We start from the raw sequence: 15,855 nt of genomic DNA, 5'->3' as shown, positions 1-15,855 counted from the left end.
ATTGGTTAATAAGTTACAAACAATGATAAGCAATAAATAATGGGCGAAAACTATGTCATTTCAGGTACAATGCATATGTGTTTCCAGTCAGAAGGGTGCACGAAAGATAACGTCATCCTTTTTATGAAGGCGAATCTGTGTCCCATTCTTCCCTATGGCTGCTAACCTCTCATGTCTAACAGGATCATACTCCCGTGGGAGTGTCCTAAATTCCTTCGTCCAGCCTACCCATAGTGGGGTGCCGCTTTTGCTCCTTATCAGGGTCATTGCCCTATAAATTATGTCTCAGCGGCTTCGCTCTGCTTTGTCATTGATAGAGAGCACTCCTGTAATCCAGCACCAATTGAACTCTTGGCGGACGTTGTCTGGTACAGTATGTGCTGTTTGAGTCAGGCTGCTTCCGGTCTGATAATGTCCCTTCGGAACTTCTCTTCATCAAAGTCACAACCTGTCTGTAGTATTACGTAGAACACTCTGATAGCCTTACATGCAACTGCAATCTTTGCCTGCATTCCTCCAAGCGGATTTCTTGTTCTATTCCTGTAATAAAGGAACACATCTTGAAATGCAGGATTCCAGTTCATCAGTGCACGAGCTGATTCATACATTGTTCTTCGTAGCTTTCTTCTGCCCCTCTTACTGATTCTTGGCTGTCCTTTTTTCTTTCCAGAACTCTTTTTGACTATCTCTAGCCCTGCAAGCTTCTGTATCTGCTTAGGGTCTGTGAAACGTCCGATATCACCAACCTCTGCAACAAAGCCAATCACAGTACTCATCCCTACTCCTTTAATGGCGAGCAGTTTCTCCACATTTGGTACTTCTTTTATCTTTTCTTCCAGGTATTCATCAAGTCTTTTAAGCTGTTCTGCCTTAAGTATGTAGTCATTCACAAGAACCCAAATCTCGAGTCTTGCAGCCTCACCGGCTTCTAACCCCACACTTTCCTGTGCAGCTTCCACCAGGGTCTGAGCCCTCTTTAATCCTGCCGCACGGACCTTTGCATCACGCCATATTTGATTGATTCCACCTGCCCCGATTTTTAGGATATCCTGCGGAAGGGGTGCACTCTTTAAAAGCATAAGTCCACTTGTTGAATCCCAATCGGAATAACAATCCAGATACTCAGGAAAGAATTTTTGTAACCATCCCTGTATCTGGTTTGACAGACGCACATGTTGCTTCATGATCTGGTCTCTGCATACAGAGGCTTCTCTGATCTCTGCATATACACCTTCCGGCAGATAAGACGTTGAATATCTTCCTTCTTTAACCAGCATGGCAATTGTTTTAGGATCCTTTAGGTCACTTTTTTCTGGGCTGTTATCATCCAGTTCTTTGCTTCTGTTTACAGTAAATGGATTAACTGTTACAAGCCTTACATCATGGTCCTGTAAGAACTTCTGAAACGTAAGCCAGTAGCAACCAGTAGGCTCGCAGCCGACAATGACCTTCTTCATATCGGTCTTATTCATGAGTTCCTCAATCCATCGAAGGAATGTAAGGAATCCCATTCGGTCGTTACTAAACTTAAACACTCTTCTGGATAGCTCAAATCCCCTCCAGTCAAACGCTCTACAGAAATGTGTCTGTGATCCAACATCAACCCCAACAATCAGTGTATCTGCAGTTACTTGCTTAAGTCTGTCATTCTGTGTAAAATTCATTTTGAGAAACCTCCGGTTAGCATAAGATGTTTTTTCATCCGCCAAGATGAACACCTTTATCTTACTTAGAGGTTTCTTTTTATTCAATTGGCGTTATTTCTGAATTACAGGAATGCTCCTTACAATACATGCTCCACAGGTGCAAAGAAACACAAAGGGAGCTCCCAAAACAAGAAGCTCCCTTAAATATCATATTTAATTAAAAATCTTCCTCGTCAAAAGCAAGCTTCCTTCCTTTGGCCTTGCCAAGGCTGAAAGCAACTGAGATCAAAGTGATCACTACTACACTTCCAATGACGCATCCAATGAGAAGCCTTCTCTTGTTACTGTCAAGGCCATCCCAAAATTCAACACAAGTGTCGATCTTGTCCTTAGCAAAGGTGATAGCATCATCAAAGATATCCATAAACTCCATAATATATAGCCCCCTTTTTTAATCTCCACTCAATATCTAGTGGAATAAGAAATAACCCTACTAACTATTGTACCTCTTGGAATGTCGTTCCTCAAGCCTTTTTATTACAAAATCTCTCCAGGTGAAATCCACAATCGCAGCTGCAGGAATGGCAACAAGAATGCCGATCACACCAAAGAGACGTCCCCCAAGAATAATGAAGATAAGTATCATCAGAGCTGATACTCCAAGGCTGTCTCCAAAGAGCTTCGGTTTCAGAATATAACCATCGACTGTCTGAATAGCGACGGTGAACACCAAAAACCACAATGCATGCCAGGGATTGATAAGAACCAGGATAAAACCTCCGATCACCGCTCCTATGATAGGACCAAAGGTTGGGATCATATTGGTAACACCAACGACAACTGAGATCAGTGCTGCATAAGGCATTCCCATGATGAGCATGAATATGTAATTTACAACACCTACTATAATTCCATCAATAAGATCCACACTGATGTACTTGATAATAATAGAGTTGCATCTGTCCAGATAAGTTGTAACACCTGCATATCTCTCATTGCTCATGAGAAGCTGCATCAGTCTTGCGCAGTTTGTGATGATCCTCTTCTTATCCAAAAGGAAATAGATTGCAAGTATAAGACCAAGCACCACATCCAAAATGCCTTTTCCAATATTTGAAGTAGTACTTGCCAAATTTCCCATATTTTCCGAGAAATACTTCTCAATCTTGCCAACGGCTGAGGCGCCCAGGTTTATCAAAGTGGAGGAATCAAGGGAAAAGCCAAATATTGTAAGATTTGCTCCTCCGTTAGCAGCATTTACCAGGAAAGCTTCAAGAGCATCCAGATAACCATCCATATTTCCCATCAGGGTTGCAATGCTCTCTCCCAGCTGAGGTATCATAGCCACAAACAAAAGAACTATAACAGCCAGTATGGTTATCAGCGCCAGAACCACTGATAAGGTCCATTTTAACTTTTCTTTCTTGATATTTTTAAAAAGCTTATTCTCGTAAAAATTCGACAAGGGATTAAAGACATAAGCAATAATGATTCCGGTAATTACCGGCTTCATAAATGCAAAAAAGCTTACTACACCCTTCCAGATATCTGCTATATGGGCCAGAAGAATAAAAAGAACTACGGCTGAACAGGTGGCAATGGTATAGGAAACCCATTTTTTCTTGAAGAACTTGTCGTTAAATTTCATGCGTAATATGATCTCCTTTCACCCAAATTCATTATATTTTCTAGGCTTGCGAAGCCTTTGTGTGCTTTTCTTTTTCACTTTCCTCTTAACAATCTTCTGATGATGATCATCATAAAGTACCTTTACTGCCGGATGGAAGAACCTGTTGATAAAGGCGCCAACCATGAAGATGTAAATGCACACATATAGCCAGACCATCATAATAAGCAGCGTCGCAAGACTTCCATATACTGAAAAATACTCCGAGAAATTTACATAGATGGAAAAGAGCCAGGAAAAGATATACCATACAACGGCTGAAAACAAAGCTCCCGGAAGCTGATATACAAAGGTCATTTTCGCACTTGGAACATAGGTATAGATAAGGGCAAACAGTACTGTCGCCACAGCAATAACAACAATAAATTTAAAATATGACGAAAGGGATATTATAAACATGATCCCAGGGAAATGGCTTACAGCAACGGATCTGACTATATTCTCAAATACCATGAGTGCCAGCATGGCAACTATTATAACTATCATGGCAATTGTATATATCGCAGCTATTGCCCTGAGCACAAAATAATTTCTTCTCTCAGGCACATCATAAATAGCGTTAAGTCCTCTTATGATGGAAAGCATTCCCAGTGCTCCCGACCATATCGTTGCCAGGGCGGATAAAGAAAATACCGCCACTGATCTGTCATAGGATTCTTCCACAAGTCTTAGCATAAGCTCATCAGCAAAATTGGGAGTAAAGCTTATAACTGCTCTTCCAAGATCAGCCTGTGTAATTGTGGTATATGGCAGTGTCGATGTGATCAAAACAAAAAGGGGGACAATTGAAATAACAAAGAAGTACGCACAACTTCCGGAAAAGGCTGCTATATTCTTTTTTTGCATTCTGTAGCCAAAATCTTTTCCTAAGGCAAAAAGCTGTGCCTTTACATCCATACACAATTCCCCTCACATGGAAAAAGCAGCCACGTTAATGACTGCTTTTATTTCCTAAAAGTATCCCAAGGTGCCGTTTCCTGTTATTTGACTCCTAGCTGACGCCAGGTGGGTCACCGCAACCTAATCTCCTGCCTTCCTCTCCCATAGCTTATCTGAGCATGCTCAGGGCCGGAGGCGTGACATTCAAATAGGCAATGTAGGAATCCCGTTTAAAGTAATGTAGGTTCAAATTACACAGGAGTTGTCGGTCATCCCAGGAGAACTCTTCGTTCTACTTTTATTATAGCCAAATACCTCTTAAATTCAAGGCTTTGCGCGTTTTTTAAGATACTTTTAATGTTTTTATAATTATGTATTTTTTACTGCATCAGATGCTTCTTGTAGCTTCCTTAAGCCACTCGCGGATATAAGTGATCTGGATAAGTGGACTGATCCTTCTGTAAACCTCTGCGTGATAATCGTTAAGTGCCTTGATGTCGCTGCTGTCCATGATGGAGGTGTCGATAGCTTCAAGATCAATTGGTACATAGGTCAGGTGATCGAAGCCAAGGAACTGGCCGTACCTTCCGTTACCTCTTTTAACTACTTCCACAATATTCTCGATCCTGATACCGTACTCATCCTGGATGTATACTCCGGGTTCATCAGAAACAATCATGCCAGGCATAAGGGGAGCTTCATTCTGTCCGGGAGTGAATCTCCATCTAATGTTCTGTGGTCCTTCGTGTACATTAAGGACATATCCGATGCCGTGGCCGGTACCGTGCTGGTAATCAATTCCAAGATTCCAAAGGGGCTGACGAGCCAGGATATCCACGTTCTTGCCCGTGCATCCCTCAAGGAAATTAGCCTTAGCAAGACGGAGCATTCCCATTACTGTAGCAGTATAGTTGCGCTTTATCTCGTCTGAGATATGTCCCACAACGATGGTCCTTGTTACGTCAGTAGTTCCGCCCATGTAGGTTCCGCCTGAATCCACAAGGAGCATACCCTCTGGCTTTATCTCACTGCAATTATCCTCTGTAGCCTCATAGTGTGCCATGGCTGCATTAGCCTTATAAGCGCTGATGGTAGGGAAGGAAAGTTCAATGAAGCCAGGAAGCGCAGCTCTCATGGAATCCAGCTTCATAGCAGCTGAATACTCAGTCATAGGAATCTTTCCAACATTATTCTTGACCCAATAGATAAACTCAGTGAGCTTTGCAGAATCACGAAGATATACCTCTCGGATATTTCTAAGCTCTGTCTCGTTCTTGCAGGCCTTTAAGAGCTCTGTGGGATCCTTTTCATTCTTAAGTGATACTGCTGCCTCTTTGGTCTTCTTTGAAAGAGTCTTAAAGGTCAGGAAATTTGTATTTCTCTTATCAAAGAGCACATCTCCTGTAAAGGAAGTGCCCTCGATATATGAAAAGAGCTCATGATAATCCTTAAGGGTAATTCCTACCTTGTCACAGTAACTCTTTACTTCATCTGTCACCTCATCAGGCTGAGCGAAAAGAAGAAACTCGTCTGCTGTGATCACTGCATAAGAAAGAGCTACAGGATTGCACTCCACGTCATTTCCTCGAAGGTTTGTAAGCCACATTATGTCATCAAGCTTTGAAAGAAGGTGGAAGGTTGTTCCATACTCATTCATCTTCTCCCTGACTACAGCAAGCTTTTCCTTAAAACTCTTTCCGCAAAGCTCATCAGAAAGCACGTACATATCGTGACATGGAAGCGTTGGTCTGTCTGTCCAAACCTCTTCAGCCAGGTCCTTATCAATCTTAAGGCTGACCTTCTTAGCAGAAAGTTTCTTTTCCAGATCCTCGCCGATGCTGGTGGAGATAACTCTTCCGTCAAAGCCAAGAGTCTGTCCTTCCTTCATGTTAGCCTTCAGGTACTCAGAGATTGTGGGTACTCCAGGCTCTAACATCTTGTATAACTTAACTCCTGTGCCCTTCATCTGATTCTCAGCCTGAATGAAGTATCTTCCGTCAGTCCACATTCCGGCTTCTTCCTGGCTCACAACCAGTGTTCCGTTAGATCCGTCAAATCCGCAGAAGTACTCTCTTACCTTGAAAAAGTCTGCAGAGTACTCAGAGTTGTGGAAGTCAGAGGTTGGCATCATGTAGTAGTCAATGCCCTCTTTCGCCATGACAGCACGAAGAGCTGAAAGCCTGTCCTTTATAACTTTATTTTCCTGTTCCATATTTGATGCTCCTTAAACTTGTCTTTTATAAGTTTTTGGCGCCCTGAATTATTATCTTCTGTTCCGGAAGATAGGCGTCAATAAAGGCTGCCACACTTGGCGACAGCCCTTTCAATTCTTTACAGATTATACTTTGCAGCGATAAGAGGTGCAACCTTGGAAGAACCGATTCTGCTGCAACCTTCCTCAGCATAAGCCAGGGCATCCTCGATGGTTCTGATTCCGCCTGCTGCCTTGATCTTAACATCAGGACCGATGTGCTGTTTGAAGAGCTTGATGTCCTCGATGGTAGCTCCGGCTGTTCCAAAACCGGTAGAAGTCTTGATGTAATCAGCCTTAACCTCTGTAACGATCTCGCAGAGCTTGATCTTCTCAGCTTCTGTAAGGTAGCAGGTCTCGATGATAACCTTAAGGAGCTTGTCGCCGCAAGCCTCGCGGATCATCTCAAGTTCTTTCTTAACCTCATCAAATCTGCCGTTCTTAACATCACTGATATTAACAACTGTATCGATCTCTGAAGCACCGTCCTTGATGGCTTCCTTAGCCTCAACAACCTTTGACTCAGCGCAGTTGTAACCAAGAGGGAATCCGATTACAGTGCAGAGCTTCAAGCTCTCACCGTACTTGTTATTTACTCTCTTAAGATATGTAGCAGGAATGCAAACTGTTGCTGTTCCGTACTTAACAGCTTCGTCGCAAAGGGAAACGATATCCTCCCATGTAGCGTTTGGCTGAAGCTGTGTGTGATCAATAAGTTTAAGAATTTCTCTTTCGTCCATAGTAAAAGTCTCCTTTAAAATATATCTAACACATTATAGCACCAAAAGTGCCATATTCACACCTAATATCTCACTCAAAGGCTTCCAGATTTTCAAGGACTTTTCTATAGGTCTCCTCATCCCTTGGAGCACCGGTTTCCGGAAGAAGCGCCTCTTTTCCATCCCACTCTATGCATAGCAGGGATATGTCTTCATCAGGAAGCACAGCCATATAGGAGAAAAGAACTTCTTCCCCCTCTTCCATTGCAACAAGGCATCTTTTGCCTTCAGGTGTTCTGGAATAAACATTCTCCAGTCCTAGCTCTGACAAAATGCCACTAAGACTCGTTAACCTTGTCTGTTCCATTGAGGAAGCCACAAGGCCTGCTGCCGCATCCAGGCCACTTTGCTCTCCTTCAAAGGAGATTTTTTCCACGTTTATTCCCCTTAGCACATTATAGATCCTGATCAGGTATGGAAAGACCTCCAGGTCCGCCGGGAGCACAGTCTCTATAAACTCCCAGGACTGAAAAATCGGTTCAGATACCCGGTAAAGGTAAACTTCTTCCTCGTCGCTGGCAGGGATGCAGGAAATTACGTAGTTGTCTTCTTCCATGTGTACAAGAACAGCCGGAAGTCCTGCTGCGTCTACAGATTCTTCGAAACCCTTTGCCCCTTCAATGCACTCTGCTGCCTTTAACAGGGATGGTATAAGTACATCACTGATATATTCGTTCTCGTTCATATTTACCCCTTTTGTTCACTCATCTTATCAATGTAGAAAACACCTGACATATGCTCATAGAAGGTTTCGAAATCCACAAGGCATGTTCCGCGAAGCTTGCTTGTATCTGCCTCAGTCATGACCACTTTACCGGTAAGCTCGTTTTTGTTATAACCCACACGGGTACTCCAGGGGTTTCGAATCCTTACATAGTCTTTGCCATCTATAGTTTCAAAGCCAAAAACAGAGTATACATGCCTGCTAACAAGTCCACGTCTTACTGCTTCACCGCAATTGCCGACAGAATCAGAATCAAGCAGTTCCATATATGCTTCAGCAGAGACGATTCCTCCTGCATCTAAGACCTTTTTCATTTTCTCTTTAGCCTTCTTGGCATGCTGTTTAAACTCATCTGACATGAAAGTCCTGCCAAGCTCATCTTTTTTCTTGAACCTGCTATCCAGTGATTTAATCCTATATACCGGATCACCTATGTCAGAATTGTCGAAGACAGTTTTTGCCTTCTTTCCTGTTATCCAGGAATAAGCATAAGTAGCAAGCCCTCCTTCGATCAAGTCAAATTCTCCTTTCTCATACTTTCTACCCACATGTGCCAGGCCGGAAACAGCAAAGGCCTTCTCATACATCTGGACCCAGAAGCTTCCAAATGCGCCCACGTTGATAATCTTTCCGTCTTTCTCCTTGTGTGCACATGATTTATCCACAGTAACATAAATGTCGTCAAAGCCTCCTTGTTCATTTGGCTTATAGAACTTACAGGTAACGGTATTATCGCCATTATCCTTCATATGTCTCATGATAAAGCTTGGGTCAGCCTCCACCACAGAGCCTAAAACAGCAAGGAAATAGCAGTCTCCCACCTGTCCCTGATAAACATCCATAGAAGATGGCGGCTCCGGGAAAAGAGCTGTCTCCTTTTCCTCCCGTAATATATAGTAATTACTAAACTGGCTGTCTTTATATTCCTTGTGAACTCCCTCTTTTCCTACAACAAGCTCTCCGTTCATGTTCCCGGGATCCAGCCTTTTTTTGTATTCCTCCATCTGAGCAAGTTCTTCTTCTTCGTACTGCCCCCTCTTTTCCATGGCCTTAAGGGCAGTAATCCTGTCATTCACACGCTTTATGGCATCCTTAAGGCGCCTATCCTTAATATGGATGACGTACTGTCTTAGGTAGGTATCCTTTCTCAATTTTTCATCTACAGCCTTACGCATTTCCTCAACATTTGTTTCATCTTCCGTCATTTTTCCGGAAGCAATAAGCTCACTTCGTGTTTCCTCCATGAGTTTTTGGTATTTCGCAGGTTCAAGCTTCCGTACGACATCCCAATAGCCCTTAATTCCCATATACAGTCTCTGGGGAGGAATATTGATCTCCTGATAAAGCTCAATAACATCAAGAACTTCTTTTGTTTCTGTTTTAAGGTTCTCTCCGGCAAAGCCCTTCCTGTTCTTTTCAAGGCTCTCATCAAAGAACTTCTTTCTCTCATACACTACTTTTGAAGCATTAAGATCTTTATCAAAGTCCTGATTAAGTTTGGAAACCTCTTCCAGATCCAATTTACCTGTATCCTGAATAAGGGCTGAATTAATGTAGGTATGGGCTGACTTTTTATTCAGTTGCTCGCGAATTGCTTGCCTTATATCACCGGCCAGACCTGGATTTTTCTTTATTTCCTCCTGAGCTTTATCGACTCGATATTGATATCCGCCCTCCTCTGAATCTTTACTCAGTGCATCCTGGAGCTTTTCAAGACGTTCTTTTAAAAGCTGACATTTCTTTTCCTCAAGCCCCATGGTTCTAAAAGCTTCGAGGACTGTTTTGGAATAGGCCGTCACAATTTTTTTTGCCACTTTAGTGTTATAACCAGCCAGATTTGGTAAGCCCTTACTATTGATAAGCTGTCTCGTCTGAATCCCGTTACCATCACTCTCTTTGTTTATCTCATCAAAGCTTTCATCTCCCAGAGATTGTATATGATTCCTTGCTTTTACATCACTAATAACCAGGTAATTTTGATTCTCAACGCACTTCACCTGGTAATTGACAACAAAACTGTCCTGATTTCTGCCTGTCTGCCCAAGAATAAAATCTATCATCTGTATAGTCTGAAGCTGTTCAAGGGCATGATCCGAATACATCAAAGGTAGTCCCAGTTTGTCTGCTTCTGCAATGGCATCTGTAAGCATCTTTCCCTGGTCCTTCTGATACACATAGATATTCTGTTTTACCTCTTCTTCCTCTCCTTCCGGTCCAACCAGGTCCTTGAATACATACTTTTGTCCCAGGACAAAGCAATCCAGTGCATTAAACTTATCAGCCAAAAATCTGAGTCCTTCTTCCTGAAGTCCTCCTTCCTCCGTACCCACATAATTATTCTCGCTATGCTCGCTGATATATTTTGAATCAATTACTTTTACTGACAAGATATTATTGCCCCAAATCATTAAATTTTTATCCGGGCGTTCCTTTTCAAAACTGCGTTTTAAAAAGCTGTCTTTATATCTCTCAATCCTGTCTATTCTGTCTAGGTAAGAAAGTCGTTCAAGCTTGAGCTTTTCCCGGATGCAGGCTCCGTTTTTTTTCGTCTTTAGGTAAGCTATGACGTCATCCAGTCTTTTGGCCATCTCTGCCTTGTCACTTTCAAATTCCTCTTCTGTTCTAGGGACCTTTTTTAAGAGCAACTCATTGACTTTTGCAGTAATATTATTAAGCTCATCATCTTTATTGCGCATACGCCACGCTTCAAAGAACTCATCGGAAAAAGCATTTTGAGCTGACTCCGGGTCCTCAAAAGCCATTTTTTCCCTATGAAGCTTCATGCTATTTAATAGAATCTGAACCTTCTTGTGCCTGTCAGCATACATTCCCTTCTGGGTATCTTTTGTGGAAAGATAGTTTTCCATAAGAAACGTGAGCCAGTCATATTGCTTTATAAGTTCCTCCTTGTTGTCTGCACCGTAAAGGGTCGATAGCTTTTTTATCCCTTTTTTTATGGCTTTCATGGTAGAACTATCACCTGACCACTTAGTCTCAGACATTACATTACTAAGGGCCCTGCTAAGATCTGCCACGGGAGAATTAACCGTATACTGTTTGCGATAATAATTGAGAAGCGCCTCAGTAGAAACATTCTTTTTGTAGTAGCTGCCGCCCTCTGAAGAGTCCTGTCTGATCTTTCTGGCCTTTAGCATATCTATGTAATCAGAAAAAGCCGTTGGAACATTTTTCCCCGCCGTCAAAGCAGTAAGCTTTTTGGTGTCCAATGATTCCAGCTCATTTTGCATATCCTTTTCAGTAAGCAGCGCATAGTAAGGAGAAGCCATGATAGAAAGCATCTCCGAATAGTCTTTTTCCATTTCCTGAAAAACAGCTATCCTGGCACGAAGGTCCTGAATAACGTTATCAGTCATATTCTCAGGCTTCGGGATTACCTTGCCCTTCTTTTCGTAGATATCCAAAAGTTCATCAAGATCCTTGTCCGCAGTCTTTATGGCAAGGAGCTTTCTGTAGGATTCGAGAAAACCGTTGCGGTTAAGAAAATTCTCAGTCTTGTCGTAGGCAAATTCCTTAAGATCTAACTGGGTAATCTCCATAAGAGACTTCTCAAGCCTTTTAGCTTTCTGGGCATCAGTCTCTTCTGCCTGCTCCTTCTGGGCTTCCTCTTCAGTCTTAACGATGCCAAGAATTGTGGTAGCAGCTTTAGAATCCTCAAGATTCCTTAGGAAGGTCTTACGCCTCTTTTCAGAAACAGATGAAATGCCCTTTTTATTCAGGAGTCTGTTGGCACTTATGATCTCGCCATCGATAACAGACTGCTTGGCAGAATCCAGTTTGTAGACATAGTCAGGGTCAGATACATCAATAACCTTTTGTATCTTGTACTCTTCCAGCTCCTTACCTTCCTCATCAATAACTGAAAAGACATTTGATTTTTCCTTCTGCTCATTAGCATTGAGGTTCTCATTCTTTTTTTGTGAATACTGATAATCCATCATATTTTTTTACCTTTCCTGTCTGCTTCCTGTGTAAACTGGAATTCCAAAGCCGCTGGGGAATAATTTTTCTGAAAGAGCCAGCGTCATATAGTTATGTCTCTCTATACAAATCTGGGTAGAAGGTTTATAGAGGGGCTTGGCGCATGCTAGTGCATAACACATCATCTGGGCTACAATCCTCTGGGACTCCTCACCAATAGCCGACATGAGGACTATCTGCAGCTCTCCAGGCTGCTTGGCATGGAAAAGAAGGATTCCGTTTATCATATCGTCCATCTGACAATAGCAGGACACATAGTTATCAAAATACTCCCTTGGAAGGTATTCCAGATCCTCGCAGATACCTTTACTGCCCCTTTCTGCAAAACGCCTGATGGCCACATTAAAGCCACTTTGAGAAAGTGTATAAAGAGTTTTGATATCATCCTGAGGTTTGATCTTCTTGAAAATAGGAAGCGCCATAATGTCTGAAAGGGTAGCCCTTATAACATCTCCCTCCATAAGATCCACGGTAAATCCAGCCTCTAAAAGAGCCACCTTTCCCTCCTGGAAGTCCCTGGCAGGAAGTGTATATACGCTCTTTACCACATCATCAATATCAATTGACAGTTTGTAGAATTCAAAAAGTGACCTGGCAGCATCCTGATCCTCCAGTCTAATCCAGTGGATAGAACTCTCCTTCTCCATTTCTTCGGAAGTCACGACATTCCTGACCTCCCAAATAATACCCCCAACCGGTGCTCCATCGCTTACAGCAATAAGACCATGGAAGAAATTTCTCTCAAGATCCTCAGCCAAGTCTTCAGGTATGTATTCCTTATACTGTTCAATTAGGTTTTCATCCAAGGCAAGAATATTCATTCTTTGCATAATCCTCCATTCTTACCTTTTATTTTATCAATTCGTGGAGGTAAAAATCTATAAAAATACGATAAATTTTATTCGCTAGATTGAGCGATTTATTGCTCAAAAAAAGCGCCCACAAAAGTGAGCGCTTATAGTTTAATTATTTATCTCTTGTCCATAGGAACATAGTCCTTACGGGGTTCAATTGCCATGTAGGCCGGACGAATGATCTTTCCGTTATTGGCAAGCTCTTCCATTCTGTGGGCAGACCAGCCTACTATTCTTGCCATGGCAAAGATTGTAGGATACAACTCCTCAGGAAGATCAAGCATTCTGTAAACAAAACCTGAGTAGAAGTCCACGTTGGCTGAAACACCCTTGTACATAGTCCTCTCACCGCTGATGATCTGTGGAGCAAGCTTTTCAACCAGCTCATAGAGAGCAAGTTCATCCTCTCTTCCCTTCTCAGCTGCAAGCTTTTCTACAAAGCTCTTTAAGATAACAGCTCTTGGATCTGACTTGGAATAAATCGCATGTCCGATACCATAGATTAGCCCCTGCTTATCAAAGGCCTCCTTGTTGAGGATCTTCTCAAGATATGCAGAAACCTCTGCCTCATCCTTCCAGTTCTTAACATTCTCCTCAATGTCATCAAACATGTGAACAACCTTGATGTTGGCACCGCCGTGGCGAGGTCCCTTCAAAGACCCGATGGCAGCTGCAATAACCGAGTAGGTATCTGTCATACTGGAGCTAACTACATGGGTTGTAAAGGATGAATTGTTACCACCACCATGCTCCATGTGAAGCACAAGGCAGATATCCAAAAGCTTAGCCTCCAGCTCGGTGTACTTGCTGTCAGGACGGAGCAGATAAAGGATAGTCTCCGCTGTGGACAGCTCCTCTCTCGGAGGATGGATAACCAGGCTGTTGCCCTCATGATAGTGGTTGTAAGCCTGATAACCATAAATTGAAAGAAGTGGGAACAAGCTTATAAGCTGAAGTGACTGCCTCAGTACGTTTGGCAGAGACACATCATCAGCAAGATCATCGTAGGAATAAAGAGTCAGCACACTACGAGCAAGGGTGTTCATCATGTCACGGCTAGGAGCCTTCATGATAACGTCCCTCACAAAGCTTGTGGGAAGTGACCTGTAAAATCCAAGGAGCTTCTCGAACTCAAATAGCTCTTTTCCAGTAGGCAGCTTATCAAAAAGCAAAAGATAAGCACACTCCTCGAAGGCATATCTGTTCTCTTCCTCCGCAGCCTTGATGAGCTGCTTAACATCGTAGCCTCTGAAATAGATCTCGCCGTCAGCAGGGACTTCCTTGCCGTCCACTACCTTCTTGGCGATGATCTCAGATATTCTGGTAAGGCCTGTCAGTACGCCCTTACCGTTAAGGTCACGAAGACCTCTTTTCACATCATATTTATAAAAAAGTTCGTTCTCAATACGGTCGGCTTCTTCTGAAAGCCTTGAAAGTTCAACAATTTCAGGTGTGATTTCTGAGTAAACACCCTTACCTAGATCCATGCGCACCTCCGATTGAATTTATTAAATATATTGTATCAGATTCCGAGGAAGTTTTTAACAGCTCCTTCCATCTCAGTTTTATCAACTACTGTCTTGTGACGGATCTGGGCATTTCTGATGGACGTTACTGCCTCAGGAATCTCCACTCCTGATACTTCTGAAAGCTCGTCAGCCAGTGCAAAGTCGTCCTTGCTCTCATCGCCGCGGCCAAGGGCATTCATTACGCTCCTTGTAAACTTGTATGGGCTTGCTGTTGAGGCAATTACTGTAACTGTGTTATCACCAGTCTCGGCCTTATACTTTCCGTAAACAGACGCTGCAACAGCTGTGTGGGTATCAATAAGATAACCTGAATTATCAAACAGATCCTTGATAGTAGCAAAGGTTTCCTCCTCTGTAGCAAAACCGCCGAAGAAGTCCGAAAGCTCTTTTCTCATGGCATCTGTGATCTCGTATTTACCGTTTTCTGTGAGCTGCTTCATATAAGCAGCATCAGCCTCAGCGCTGTCTCCTGCAATGTGGTAGATGAGTCTCTCAAGATTAGAAGAGATCAGGATATCCATTGAAGGTGAGCTTGTGAGAACGAACTCGCGGTTTCTGTCGTATTCTCCTGTCTGGAAGAAGTCGAAGAGAACCTTATTTGAGTTTGATGCACAAATAAGCTTAGCGATGGGCACACCCATGTTCTTGGCATAATATGCAGCAAGGATGTTACCGAAGTTACCTGTAGGAACCACTACATTGATAGGGTCTCCATCAGCAATTCTGCCTTCCTTCAAAAGCTTTCCATAGGAATAAACATAATAAACGATCTGAGGAACAAGTCTTCCGATATTGATGGAGTTAGCTGATGAGAACTGGAATCCCTTGCTGTCCATAAGCGCTGCCAGCTCAGGATCGGTAAAGATCTTCTTAACTCCTGTCTGGGCGTCATCAAAGTTTCCTTCGATTCCGATAACGCATGTGTTGTCGCCTTCCTGTGTAACCATCTGCTGTTCCTGAATGGGGCTTACACCGTGCTTTGGATAAAAGACAATGATCCTGGTTCCGGGAACCTTTGCAAATCCTGCAAGTGCTGCCTTTCCGGTATCTCCACTGGTTGCAGTAAGGATTACGATCTCGTTCTTAACATTATTCTTTTTAGCTGCTGTGGTCATGAGGTATGGCAGGATTGAAAGGGCCATATCCTTAAAGGCGATAGTTGCGCCGTGATATAACTCAAGGAAATATGCTCCGCCAGCCTCTGAAAGTGGCGCGATCTCCTCTGTGTCAAACTTAGAATCATAAGCATGAGAAATGCAGTACTTAAGCTCCTCTTCTGTATAATCTGTTAAAAGAAGCTTCATTACTTCATAGGCTGTATCCTGATAGGAAAGACCTGATAATTCTCTAAGTGATTTCTCTAAACGAGGAATAAAGGATGGAACGTAAAGACCGCCGTCCGGGGCCAGACCTCTTAAGATTGCTTCGGAAGCCTTGATGTTCTCCTTGTTGCCTCTGGTACTTGAATAGTAAACTTCTTTTGACATATTCTCCTCCATTTTGACAC

At 42.8% G+C, this 15,855-nt stretch carries 11 protein-coding genes and 1 other RNA gene; all 12 read right to left on the bottom strand.

Features of this window, described 5'->3' with window-relative positions; all coding sequences use genetic code 11:
• Positions 1 to 389: 389 nt before the first annotated feature.
• The 12 genes from BO18_RS31560 to thrC all read right to left on the bottom strand — a co-directional run bounded on the left by BO18_RS31560 (position 390) and on the right by thrC (position 15,835).
• Entirely contained in the window at positions 390 to 1,664 is a 1,275-nt protein-coding gene (locus tag BO18_RS31560; RefSeq protein WP_034444859.1) for an IS110 family transposase, read from the bottom strand.
• A 199-nt stretch (positions 1,665 to 1,863) separates the two neighbouring features.
• Positions 1,864 to 2,079: a hypothetical protein gene (locus tag BO18_RS31555; RefSeq protein ID WP_034452988.1), complete on the bottom strand. Its 216-nt coding sequence runs from the start codon at positions 2,077 to 2,079 to the stop codon at positions 1,864 to 1,866.
• Positions 2,080 to 2,139: 60 nt separating this feature from the next.
• Positions 2,140 to 3,294 (bottom strand): AI-2E family transporter, encoded by a 1,155-nt coding sequence (locus tag BO18_RS31550; protein ID WP_034452986.1) that lies wholly within the window; start codon positions 3,292 to 3,294, stop codon positions 2,140 to 2,142.
• An 18-nt stretch (positions 3,295 to 3,312) separates the two neighbouring features.
• Positions 3,313 to 4,230, bottom strand: coding sequence for a YihY/virulence factor BrkB family protein (locus tag BO18_RS31545; protein ID WP_242856650.1), 918 nt, complete (start codon positions 4,228 to 4,230; stop codon positions 3,313 to 3,315).
• A 58-nt stretch (positions 4,231 to 4,288) separates the two neighbouring features.
• Positions 4,289 to 4,496: non-coding RNA, 6S RNA (ssrS, locus tag BO18_RS34145), on the bottom strand.
• A 104-nt stretch (positions 4,497 to 4,600) separates the two neighbouring features.
• On the bottom strand, positions 4,601 to 6,424 hold the full coding sequence (locus BO18_RS31540; protein ID WP_034452984.1) for an aminopeptidase P family protein: 1,824 nt from the start codon (positions 6,422 to 6,424) through the stop codon (positions 4,601 to 4,603).
• 119 nt (positions 6,425 to 6,543) lie between these two features.
• Entirely contained in the window at positions 6,544 to 7,203 is a 660-nt protein-coding gene (gene deoC, locus BO18_RS31535; protein ID WP_034452982.1) for a deoxyribose-phosphate aldolase, read from the bottom strand.
• A gap of 70 nt (positions 7,204 to 7,273) precedes the next feature.
• Positions 7,274 to 7,927: a hypothetical protein gene (locus BO18_RS31530; RefSeq protein ID WP_034452981.1), complete on the bottom strand. Its 654-nt coding sequence runs from the start codon at positions 7,925 to 7,927 to the stop codon at positions 7,274 to 7,276.
• Positions 7,928 to 7,929: 2 nt separating this feature from the next.
• A complete protein-coding gene (locus tag BO18_RS31525) occupies positions 7,930 to 11,925 on the bottom strand; it encodes a C2 family cysteine protease (protein ID WP_034452979.1) in 3,996 nt (1,331 codons plus the stop codon).
• A 6-nt stretch (positions 11,926 to 11,931) separates the two neighbouring features.
• The gene (locus BO18_RS31520; protein ID WP_034452977.1) at positions 11,932 to 12,786 is read right to left on the bottom strand and encodes a hypothetical protein; all 855 of its coding nucleotides are present in this window, start codon (positions 12,784 to 12,786) and stop codon (positions 11,932 to 11,934) included.
• A gap of 149 nt (positions 12,787 to 12,935) precedes the next feature.
• Positions 12,936 to 14,306: a citrate/2-methylcitrate synthase gene (locus BO18_RS31515; RefSeq protein ID WP_034452976.1), complete on the bottom strand. Its 1,371-nt coding sequence runs from the start codon at positions 14,304 to 14,306 to the stop codon at positions 12,936 to 12,938.
• A gap of 35 nt (positions 14,307 to 14,341) precedes the next feature.
• A complete protein-coding gene (thrC, locus tag BO18_RS31510) occupies positions 14,342 to 15,835 on the bottom strand; it encodes a threonine synthase (protein ID WP_034452975.1) in 1,494 nt (497 codons plus the stop codon).
• Between the last annotated feature and the right edge of the window lie 20 nt (positions 15,836 to 15,855).

It is taken from the genome of Butyrivibrio sp. AE2032, from assembly GCF_000702965.1.
Note: the sequence above shows the minus strand (reverse complement) of the source record. Positions and strands in the feature narration are given on the sequence as shown.

Excerpts from the sequence above, each read along its gene's own strand:
- BO18_RS31545 (WP_242856650.1), bottom strand. The coding sequence starts at position 4,230 with ATGGATGTAAAGGCACAGCTTTTTGCCTTAGGAAAAGATTTTGGCTAC.
- BO18_RS31555 (WP_034452988.1), bottom strand. The coding sequence starts at position 2,079 with ATGGAGTTTATGGATATCTTTGATGATGCTATCACCTTTGCTAAGGAC.
- BO18_RS31515 (WP_034452976.1), bottom strand. The coding sequence starts at position 14,306 with ATGGATCTAGGTAAGGGTGTTTACTCAGAAATCACACCTGAAATTGTT.
- BO18_RS31520 (WP_034452977.1), bottom strand. The coding sequence starts at position 12,786 with ATGAATATTCTTGCCTTGGATGAAAACCTAATTGAACAGTATAAGGAA.
- BO18_RS31560 (WP_034444859.1), bottom strand. The coding sequence starts at position 1,664 with ATGAATTTTACACAGAATGACAGACTTAAGCAAGTAACTGCAGATACA.
- BO18_RS31525 (WP_034452979.1), bottom strand. The coding sequence starts at position 11,925 with ATGATGGATTATCAGTATTCACAAAAAAAGAATGAGAACCTCAATGCT.
- deoC (WP_034452982.1), bottom strand. The coding sequence starts at position 7,203 with ATGGACGAAAGAGAAATTCTTAAACTTATTGATCACACACAGCTTCAG.
- BO18_RS31530 (WP_034452981.1), bottom strand. The coding sequence starts at position 7,927 with ATGAACGAGAACGAATATATCAGTGATGTACTTATACCATCCCTGTTA.
- BO18_RS31540 (WP_034452984.1), bottom strand. The coding sequence starts at position 6,424 with ATGGAACAGGAAAATAAAGTTATAAAGGACAGGCTTTCAGCTCTTCGT.
- BO18_RS31550 (WP_034452986.1), bottom strand. The coding sequence starts at position 3,294 with ATGAAATTTAACGACAAGTTCTTCAAGAAAAAATGGGTTTCCTATACC.
- thrC (WP_034452975.1), bottom strand. The coding sequence starts at position 15,835 with ATGTCAAAAGAAGTTTACTATTCAAGTACCAGAGGCAACAAGGAGAAC.